Raw genomic sequence first — 9,571 nt, forward strand, 5'->3', positions numbered from 1 at the left:
GAGCAGGACAAGGCTGCTGTTTGGACCATGACTCCAGTTCCGTATCCTCAGGTCGATGCGGCCCTCTATAAGTTCATCGTTGAGCTCCAGGCCGGTGTCCATGTGTCGCTGCATCGCGACGTCATGGGATCATCGTTCTCCGCGTCGGGTCTGGATTTCACATTCGGCCGGCCTCGGGGCGCAAAAAGGGACATCGAGGTCTTTGGCTGCCCGGCGCGCTACGGGCAACCCGAAAACAGGCTTCATTTCGACGCGCATTGGTTGAACGATCCGTCCAGCCTGGGAAACGAAGTTACCTATTCGGAGGTCCTGCAACTCTGCAAGAAGATGCTGGGTGAGCTGAAGCTGAACACCGGCATCGCCGGAAAAGTCCGCGAAATTTTCCTCGCCCGTCTGGGACAGCCGACGAGCTTCGAGCTGGTTGCGAAACGGCTCGCAATGAGTCCGCGCACCCTGCGGCGGAGGCTGGAGCAGGAAGGCACGTCGTTTCGCGAACTCATCGACGAGTTGAGGGCGCACGCGGCGATCAAATATGTCCGCGACACCGACCTTACGATCGAAGATGTCGCGTACGCCTTGGGCTTCAGTGATGCGGCGGCATTCCGCCATGCGTTCCGGCGCTGGACCAACAGCGCGCCGCACGAATACCGGCGGGCCAGAATCGATGTCGACGTCGACCCGGCTGCATCGAAGTAGCGCATTCTTGGCGCTGATTTTCCACGTTCGCCAGCGTGCGGCCGCCAGCCGAAGCATTTCGACCCGACGCCTTTGGCCGCAATTGACCGGATATTGGCCGGAGCCATCCTTCTTAAGCGCGAGGCCCTGCGCAACGTTCTCCTCGACGCTTGGCGATCCAGCCAAGCGGGTCGATCGAGGAGATCAACATGAACGAGAAGTTCAACAATTTCTGCGGCGAGCTCCGCGCCAAGATCAATGATGCCGACAGGCGCATCAAGGATCTGAAAGCCAACGCCGTCAGCGCGAGCGAAAAGGCCAAGGTCGAGGCCAAGGCGCAACTTGCTGCGCTCGAGAACAAGGCGAAGGAGCAGAAAGCCCGCGCTGAGGCCGCCCAGGCAAAGGCAAAGGCATGGCTCGAGGAGAAGAAGACGATGACCCACGACAAGATCGCGCAGTGGAAGGAGCAGCGGGAAGTCAAGCGCCTTGCGACCCGTGCCGATCTCTCGGAGGATTACGCCGTCACCGCGATGGAAATCGCCGTCAATGCTGTCGACGAGGCCGAAAGGGCCGCGGTCGAAGCCGTCGTTGCCCGCATGGATGCGGACGGCGTCAAGGCGTCGGCTGCGGGCAAAGGCGCTTGAGCAATTCGGCCTGTTCCCAGGCCAGGCATTTTCCCGATCACTGACAACAGCGAGAAGAAGATGAAGCGAAGCATCGCGATCGCGGCGGCTGCGGGAGCCATGGTGCTCGGCGCAGTCGGTACGCCCCAAGCCCAGCAGGTTGTGGGCTCCACCCAGCTCGGCGTAGCCGTGGCTGAACTGCGGGACGTCACCGTGGGATGGAGCGCCAGGCGGCAGATCCTTGGGCAGCCCGTCTACAATGAAAAGGGCGAGGCAATCGGACGAGCCGACGACATCATCGTCGCTCCGGACAAGGCGGTCTCCTACGCCATCATCGGCGCCGGCGGATTCCTCGGCGTGGCCAAGCATGACGTCGCCATCCCCGTCGGCCAACTCAAGCAAAGCGACGGCAAGTTCATCCTTGCCGGGGCAACGAAGGAGGCGCTCAAGGCGATGCCTCCCTTCGAATATGCGCACTGACCTTTCACGCCAATTCAACATCATTCCGACTTCGAACGGAGGCTCACATGACTGACAGGATCATCGTAGCGACATTCAACGACAGCAATGCCGCCTATGATGCAGCGAGTGCGATCAAGGGTCTGAAGGACGCCGGCATCACCGATTTCAAGCTCAAGACCGGCGTGATGATCAGGAAGGACGATCGCGGCAATGTCGCCTTGCTGGAAAGCAAGGACCGCCACCTTCTGGGCACCGCGGTGGGCACCGTTACAGGTGCCCTGATCGGCCTGATCGGCGGCGCGCCCGGCATGGCCCTGGGAGCGGCACTGGGTGCTACCACCGGGTTGAGCGGTGATGTCGTCATCAACGCGCTCGACAGCGACTTCGTCGACTCCGTCACCACCGAGATGCGTCCTGGAATGACCGCGATCATCGTCGAGGCCGACGAAGGCAGCACGCGTGCGGTCGACGATATCGTCGCCCTGGGCGGTGGCCATGTCTATCGGCAGGCCGCCTGACGACGACGACCACCGGTGGTCCGCTTCATGCTCCCTCGGGCCAAGCCCGAGGGCAGCTTTCCGCAAGTCAGACGTCGACGATGAAGGCGGGCGGCGCGCAGCCGGTGAGGAAGGAGGCGACGAGCATCTTGCCGACGACGTGGTTCAGCGCGCGCGTCCCGAGCTTCACACGGCCGGCGTAGAACGCCGCCTCGAGCTCGGCCAATGTCGGCGCGGAGAGGCTGGTGTCGGCCCTGGCGCGGGGGGCCGTGGCCGAAACGCTGAACATGACGCCGGCATAGAACAGCCGGATCAGCGCCCGCACCAGCGGAAGGCGCACCAGCAGCGCCTCATCGGGTGCGCTGCCGAGCCAGGCGTCGAGCAGCGCCGCCTCCAGCTCGGGAGTGCGCGCGAGATGATCGCAGAGGATCGTGACGTCGACCAGCGGGTCGTTGCGGCAGCCCGATTCCCAGTCGATCAGCCACAGCCGCTCGCCATCATAGAGGATGTTCGCTGGAACCGGGTCGTTATGGCTCGACACCGAGTCCGCGCGATCCCAGACATATGTTTCGCGAATCTCTGCCAGCCGCTCGTTGACGGGATCGAGCACGCCCGGTGCGAACAGGCCAGTGCGGTTCACATGCGCCCACAGGCGGGCGACCTTGTCCGGATAGTCCACGTGGTGGGGAAACAGCGACGTTTCGGCGAGCGCGCGGCGCAGCCGTCCGAGCGCCTGCGCCCGCGCGAGCGGCCCGCCTGCGAAGCTTGCGAGCGGTCGATGCGCGATGAAATCGATGATCGCGACCCGGTCCGTCGCGTCGAAATAATGCAGCCGCGGCGCGATGCCGGCTTCGGCGGCGATCTGCAGCGACTGGTATTGGTGGGGATTGCGCAGCGGGCTCGGCTCGCCCTCGACACGGAGCACATAGCGGCGGCCGCCGGCGTCAACGCGGAACACCGTCGCGGTGGTGATGCCACCGGTCAGCGGTACCATCGCGTCGACCGGAACTGATCCCAGCGCGGACCTCAGCGCCGTTTGCGCCGCCTCGCGCCGGTCCTCGGCAAGCGTCTCGAATTGAGCGGTACCCATGGCTTCATGCTGATAACGCAATGCACGGCCCGAGAAAATGGTGTATCGGCAGATTGGTGTGGCGCGATCAACCGTGCCGTGGATCAATCAAGATACCCCTGGAGGAAGTTTTCATGTCGGCGTTGCCGCTTTCTGGCATCAGGATTCTCGATTTGACGCGCGTGCTGGCGGGGCCCCTGTCCGCGCAGATGCTGGGCGACCTCGGCGCCGAGGTGATCAAGATCGAGCGGCCGGGCACCGGCGACGACGCGCGCGCCTTCGGCCCGCCCTATCTCGTCGATCCCGAGGGCAGGCAGAACAACAACAACTCGTTCTATCTCTGCGCCAACCGCAACAAGAAGTCGGTCACCGTCAACATCGCCACGGCGGAAGGGCAGGAGATCATCCGCGAGCTCGCCACGGGTTGCGACGTCTTCATGGAGAACTACAAGGTCGGCGACCTTCAGCGCTACAAGCTCGACTATGAGTCGATCAAGGCGGCCAATCCCGGCATCATCTATTGCTCGGTGACCGGCTTCGGCCAGACCGGGCCGTATTCGCCGCGCGCCGGCTATGACGCGATCTTCCAGGCCATGGGTGGCCTGATGAGCGTCACCGGCCATATGGACGGCGAGCCGGGCGCGGGCCCGATGAAGGTCGGCCCCTCCATCGTCGACTACATGACCGGGATGAACACCTCGATTGCGATCCTGTCCGCGCTGTTCCACAAGAAGGTCAATGGCGGCGAGGGCCAGCATCTCGACGTCTGCCTGCTCGACACCGTGATCGCCTCGCTGTCCCATTACGCCCAGATCTATCTCGTCAACGGCAAGACGCCGCCGCGTCGCGGCACCTGGGGCAATGGCGGCATGCCGGCCGGCGTGTTCCGCTGCTCCGACGGTGAATTGATGCTGGTGGTCGGCAACGACGCGCAGTTCGCCCGCACCTGCGCCGTGCTCGGCGCGCCCGAGCTCGCGACCAACCCGAAATTCCTCAAGAACAACGACCGCGTCGTGCATGGCAAGGAGATCATGGCGATCTATGCCGGCCTGTTCTTGAAGGACAGCGTCGGCCACTGGCTGGAGGAACTGGAGAAGGCCGGCATCCCCTGTGGCCCCGTCAACGATTTTGCTCATGTCTTCGCCGACCCGCATGTCAAATCACGCGGCATGGAGATCAAGGTCGACCACCCCTACGAGCATCAGCTCTCGCTGATCCGCAACGCCATCACCTTCTCCGGCACCCCGGTCAGGGATTATCGCTATCCGCCGCGGCTCGGCGAGCACACGCGGGAGATTCTTTCCTCTAAGCTTGGCTATGATGATGGGAAGATCGAAACGCTGAAGCAGGCGGGCACGATTTGAGGAAGCGCGTAGCGCGCAGGGTGGGCTAAGGTGCGCCGCGCATCGCGCGGAGCGCCGTGCCCACCATCGCTCGACAGCGGTGCTCGGGATGGTGGGCACGCTTCCGTCTTCGCGCGGCACGCATCGGTGCAAGACGCCGCTTAGCCTACCCTACTCATCTTCGTCTGCTCAGCGCCACCCAGCGCTCGGTCGCCGCGACCGCGCCGGCCCATAGCGGCTCGGCGGGCTGGCCGCGGTGCAGGGCCTTGCCGACCTCGCAGATCGACAGGAACGCGGCCGAGCGCGCCTCGTCGGCCTCCAGCGATTCCTCGCTTGATGGGCTTCGCACCAGCTCCATCAGGCCGTTGAGCATCGCGAGCGCCGCCTTCGGCTCGGCGGCCTCTGCGGCTTGCAAGGTTTCCAGCACACGTTGCGCTTTTTCCTGCTCGGTCATGCGCGATCCGTCCTGTCTGCTGTCCAACGCGATGCGCTAACGCGCCGCAAGCTTTTCCGGCACCCGGCCATCCGTCTTTGCGCCGGTCAGCGCCATCACCGCGACACCCACCACGCGGGCGATGACATCATCGACGTCGTCGACGTCGCATCTGCCTTCCGAGAGTTTTGCCAGCCGCTCGCTGTCGCGCACGGTCTGCTGCGCCATGGCAAGCGCGAAGTGCAGGCCCCAATAGAGCTCGACGTCGCCGCGGTCGGGCAGCGAGCGGCGCATGGCGGCGATGAATTTGCGCAAGTGATCGATCTCACGGTTGCGGATGCGGCGAATCGCCGGCACCGATTCGATCGAGACACGGATCATGAAACGTGCCGGCGTCGAGCGCTGGTTCTCCGGTCCGAGGCAGCCGCGCAGTGTCGGGCCGACGAGGGCGCGCAGCACCGCGGCAATGTCGGCGCGGCCGGCGCCGGCTTCCTCCGCCTCGCGCAACTCGCGCAGCCGCTCCTTGTTCAGCGCCAGGCTGCGCGTCACGAACAGTTCCGCGATCAGTTCGTCCTTGGAGCCGAAATGGTAGTTCACCGCGGCGAGGTTGACGTTCGCCTCGGCGACGATGTCGCGCAGCGTCACGTCGCCGAAGCCGCGCTCGGCATAGAGCCGCTCGGCGGCGGCGAGGATGGCTGTCCTGGTCTGATCGCTCGGCATGGGCTATGCGCCGGAGGGCGGTTGCATTTCAAACGTTTGTATGAAACTATCGTTTCAAAGGCCGGAAATGTCAATCCGCGGCAGGTCGCGCAGGGCGTTCCGGCCTCTCACGCTTCCGTCATTGGCGGCCGCGAGCCACGAGGCTCTTGCGGCGCCGCCGCGGCGGGAACAGAGTTGCGCCAACGATTTTTCAAGGAGCAGGCGAGGAGCGTCCCATGGATTTCACGATGTCCGACAAGCAGAAGGAATGGCTGTCCCGGGTGCAGTCCTTCATGACCAAGCATGTCCGCCCCGCGGTGCCGGTCTACAAGCAGCAGGACGCCGAGGGCGAGCGCTGGAAGGTGATCCCGATCCTGGAGGAGTTGAAGCAGAAGGCGAAGGCGGAGGGGCTGTGGAACATGTTCATGCCGCCGTCCTCGCATGAGGACGAGGAATTCCACGGCGCGGGATTGTCCAATCTCGAATACGCGCCGCTCGCCGAGGAGATGGGCCACATCGGCTGGGCCTCGGAGGTGTTCAACTGCTCCGCGCCCGATACCGGCAACATGGAAGTGTTGATGCGCTATGGCACCAAGGAGCAGAAGCGGCAGTGGCTGAAGCCGTTGATGAACGGCGAGATCCGCTCCGCCTTCCTGATGACCGAGCCGGCGGTGGCGTCCTCGGATGCGACCAACATCGAGACCCGCATCGAGAAGGACGGCGACCATTACGTCATCAACGGCCGCAAATGGTGGTCGTCGGGCGTCGGCGATCCCCGCTGCAAGATCGCGATCCTGATGGGCAAGACCGATCCGGGCGCACCGCGTCACCAGCAGCAGTCGCAGATCCTGGTGCCGCTCAATACGCCCGGCATCAAGGTCGAGCGCATGCTGCCGGTGTTCGGCTTCGATGACGCGCCGCACGGTCACGCCCAGGTGCTGCTCGAGAACGTCCGGGTGCCGAAGGAGAACATCCTGCTCGGCGAGGGCAGGGGGTTCGAGATCGCGCAGGGCCGCCTCGGCCCGGGCCGCATCCATCACTGCATGCGCACCATCGGCAAGGCCGAGGAAGCGCTGGAGAAGATGGTGCGGCGGCTGATGTCGCGCTCCGCCTTCGGCAAGAAGATCATCGAATACTCGGTCTGGGAGCAGCGCATCGCCGAAGCCCGCACCGATATCGAGATGAACCGGCTGCTCTGCCTCAAGGCCGCCGACATGATGGACAAGGTCGGCAACAAGACCGCGCAGCTCGAGATCGCCATGATCAAGGTGGCGGCGCCGAACATGGCGCTGAAGATCATCGACCAGGCGATCCAGGCCTTCGGCGGTGCTGGCGTCACCGAGGACGCGGGGCTGGCGCGCGACTACGCCTCGATGCGCACCATGCGGCTCGCGGACGGTCCGGACGAGGTGCATAACCGCGCCATTGCCAGGCTCGAGCTTCGGAAGTATGCAAACTCTCCGACCAGTCATTGAGCGCTGATGAGAGAGCGCGCGCAGGCGCGCTCTCTTATCACGCCGTTGTACCGGGATGGTTCGAAGGACCAGACCCGAAATGACGGGCAAGAAAATCGAGGGAGCGTCAGCGTGGCGGACGTGCGCAGAGACGAGGAATTTTCAGGCACACGGCCGGTCGAGGAGCGGCATCGCATCGACGAGGCCAGCTTCGCCGCCTGGATGGGCGAGCATGTCGAGGACTTTCAGGGCCCGCTGACCGTGCTGCAGTTCAAGGGCGGCCAGTCCAACCCGACCTATCGGCTCGACACGCCCGGCCGATCCTATGTGATGCGGCGCAAGCCGTTCGGCAAACTGCTGCCCTCGGCGCATGCCGTCGATCGCGAGTACCGTGTCATCACGGCGCTGTCGAAGCAGGGCTTTCCGGTCGCGAGAACCTATGCGCTGTGCACCGACGATGCGGTGATCGGCTCGGCCTTCTACATCATGTCGATGGAGGAGGGCCGGGTGTTCTGGGATCCGACCCTGCCGAGCCAGTCTCCGGAGGACCGCCGCCGGATCTTCACCAGCAAGATCGAGACGCTGGGTAAGTTGCACAATTTCGATCCCGACGCGATCGGGCTTTCCGACTTTGGCCGGCCGGGAAACTATTTCGCGCGCCAGGTCGATCGCTGGACCAAGCAGTACCGCGCCTCCGAGACCCAGCACATTCCGGAAGTGGAGAAGCTGATCGAGTGGCTGCCGCGGACCTTGCCGGAGCAGAAGCGCGTCTCGGTCGTGCACGGCGACTACCGCCTCGACAACATGATCTTTCATCCGACCGAGCCGCGGGTGAAGGCGGTGCTCGACTGGGAGCTGTCGACGCTCGGCGATCCCATGGCCGACTTCACCTATCTGCTGATGCAATGGATCATGCCGGGCCTCGCCGGCGCCGACCTCGCGGCGCTCAACCTTCCGACCATGGAGGAGGCGGCCGACATCTATGCCAAAGTCACCGGCACCGCGCCGCCCGACCTGAACTGGTACTTCGCCTATAATCTGTTCCGGCTCGCCGGCATCACCCAGGGCATTGCGGGCCGCATTCGCGACGGCACCGCGGCCAACGCGAAGGCGATCGAGTCCGCCAAGCGTACCGTGCCGCTGGCGCAGGCGTCGTGGGAGTACGCGCAGAAGGCCGGCGCGGTGTAGCAGCCGAAATTGCTGCGCAGCGTGCGCTGAGCTTTCGCCGCAGCTCGAAGAGCGGAGGCGGAAGCGTGCCCACCATCGAGGGCAATGCTGTCGAAGCATGGTGGGCACGGCGCTTGGCGCCTTAGCCCCACCCTACGATTCTACGATTTCACGATCCATCACTCCGATGCATCTTCCGGCAGGTCCGCGCCCATCGCGTCGCTGACCTTCCTGCCGTGGCGGTCGATGGTCGACATCACGGGCGCGTCGTGGCCGAAGCGCACGCGGTAGACCTGCAGGTTCTCGATCACGCGCTGGACGTAGTTGCGCGTCTCGGCGAACGGGATGCGCTCGACCCAGTCGACCGCGTCGACAGCAGCGTCGCGCGGATCGCCATACTGCTTGACCCAGTCGCGAACGCGGCCGCGCCCGGCATTGTAGCCGGCGAAGGTCATGATCTCCGATCCCCGATATTCCTGCATCAACGCGGCGAGCTCGGCGGCACCCATCTGCGTGTTGTAGACGGGGTCGGACACCATGCGGTCCCAGTCATATTCGACGCCGAACCGTTTGGCGGTGTCGCGGCCTGCTTCCGGCGTGACCTGCATCAGGCCGACGGCGCTGGCCGCGGACTTGTCGCGCTGGTTGAATGCGCTCTCCGTGCGCGCGACCGAGTAGATGACGCTGCGGTCGAGCGCGGGCCCGATCGGCGCGTGCTGCGGGATGCCGATGGTCGGGAAGGCATAGGGATCGAGCGCGAGCCCGCGGCCGAGCGCGGTCTTGCCGAGCTCCAGCATGGCGCGCGCATCGTCATGCCGGCCGGTGGCCTCGGCGACGGCGGCGAGCGTCGGCGCATCCGAGCTCTGCCCGGCGAGATCGGCGACGAAGCTCATCACGGTGTCGCGCTCGCCGATCGCGTAGAGCATGTCGGCGGCGCGTGAAAGCTCCTCGGCGAGCCCGGAATCGCGCACCGGGTCTGGCTGCGGCGGCGCGCGCAATGCGATCCGGTCCGTGCCCAGCCGCACCAGCGCGAGCTGGCCGTAATAGGCGGTCGGGTATCGGGCGGCGGCTTCGTAATTGGTCCGCATCCGATCGCGATCGCCCATCGCCTCGGCGGCGCGACCGCGCCAATAGGCGGCGCGCGCCAGC

At 65.0% G+C, this 9,571-nt stretch carries 11 protein-coding genes; 7 read left to right on the forward strand and 4 right to left on the reverse strand.

Annotation, left to right across the window (positions count from 1 at the left end):
• From JOY90_RS18760 to JOY90_RS18775, 4 genes are all read left to right on the forward strand, one after another.
• Positions 1-696: AraC family transcriptional regulator (locus tag JOY90_RS18760; protein ID WP_291692606.1), on the forward strand; the 696-nt coding region annotated here is incomplete at its 5' end.
• A 188-nt stretch (positions 697-884) separates the two neighbouring features.
• Positions 885-1,319, forward strand: coding sequence for a hypothetical protein (locus tag JOY90_RS18765; protein ID WP_291692607.1), 435 nt, complete (start codon positions 885-887; stop codon positions 1,317-1,319).
• A gap of 60 nt (positions 1,320-1,379) precedes the next feature.
• Entirely contained in the window at positions 1,380-1,778 is a 399-nt protein-coding gene (locus JOY90_RS18770; RefSeq protein WP_291692608.1) for a PRC-barrel domain-containing protein, read from the forward strand.
• A gap of 47 nt (positions 1,779-1,825) precedes the next feature.
• Entirely contained in the window at positions 1,826-2,278 is a 453-nt protein-coding gene (locus tag JOY90_RS18775) for a DUF1269 domain-containing protein (protein ID WP_291692609.1), read from the forward strand.
• Positions 2,279-2,345: 67 nt separating this feature from the next.
• Here the strand turns inward: JOY90_RS18775 and JOY90_RS18780 are convergent, their stop codons facing one another.
• Positions 2,346-3,347 carry a phosphotransferase gene (locus JOY90_RS18780; protein ID WP_291692610.1) on the reverse strand — a complete coding sequence of 334 codons (1,002 nt, stop codon included), beginning with the start codon at positions 3,345-3,347 and terminating at the stop codon, positions 2,346-2,348.
• Positions 3,348-3,460: 113 nt separating this feature from the next.
• Between JOY90_RS18780 and JOY90_RS18785 the strand changes: the two genes are divergently transcribed.
• Entirely contained in the window at positions 3,461-4,690 is a 1,230-nt protein-coding gene (locus tag JOY90_RS18785; protein WP_291692611.1) for a CaiB/BaiF CoA-transferase family protein, read from the forward strand.
• Between the two features lie 154 nt (positions 4,691-4,844).
• On the opposite strand, the gene JOY90_RS18790 is transcribed toward JOY90_RS18785, so the two are convergent.
• Both JOY90_RS18790 and JOY90_RS18795 read right to left on the reverse strand, forming a co-directional pair.
• Entirely contained in the window at positions 4,845-5,123 is a 279-nt protein-coding gene (locus JOY90_RS18790; protein WP_291692612.1) for a hypothetical protein, read from the reverse strand.
• 36 nt (positions 5,124-5,159) lie between these two features.
• Positions 5,160-5,822, reverse strand: coding sequence for a TetR/AcrR family transcriptional regulator (locus JOY90_RS18795; protein WP_291692613.1), 663 nt, complete (start codon positions 5,820-5,822; stop codon positions 5,160-5,162).
• 215 nt (positions 5,823-6,037) lie between these two features.
• Here JOY90_RS18795 and JOY90_RS18800 point away from each other — a divergent pair, with 215 nt between their 5' ends.
• A complete protein-coding gene (locus tag JOY90_RS18800; RefSeq protein ID WP_291692614.1) occupies positions 6,038-7,276 on the forward strand; it encodes an acyl-CoA dehydrogenase family protein in 1,239 nt (412 codons plus the stop codon).
• Positions 7,277-7,387: 111 nt separating this feature from the next.
• The gene (locus JOY90_RS18805; RefSeq protein WP_291692615.1) at positions 7,388-8,443 is read left to right on the forward strand and encodes a phosphotransferase family protein; all 1,056 of its coding nucleotides are present in this window, start codon (positions 7,388-7,390) and stop codon (positions 8,441-8,443) included.
• Between the two features lie 158 nt (positions 8,444-8,601).
• Here JOY90_RS18805 and JOY90_RS18810 read toward each other — a convergent pair.
• Positions 8,602-9,571 (reverse strand): lytic transglycosylase domain-containing protein (locus tag JOY90_RS18810; RefSeq protein ID WP_291692616.1); only part of this gene is annotated, 970 nt, incomplete at its 5' end.

Origin of the sequence: Bradyrhizobium sp. (assembly GCF_019242285.1) — a bacterium.
Classification (GTDB): Bacteria; Pseudomonadota; Alphaproteobacteria; order Rhizobiales; family Xanthobacteraceae; genus Bradyrhizobium.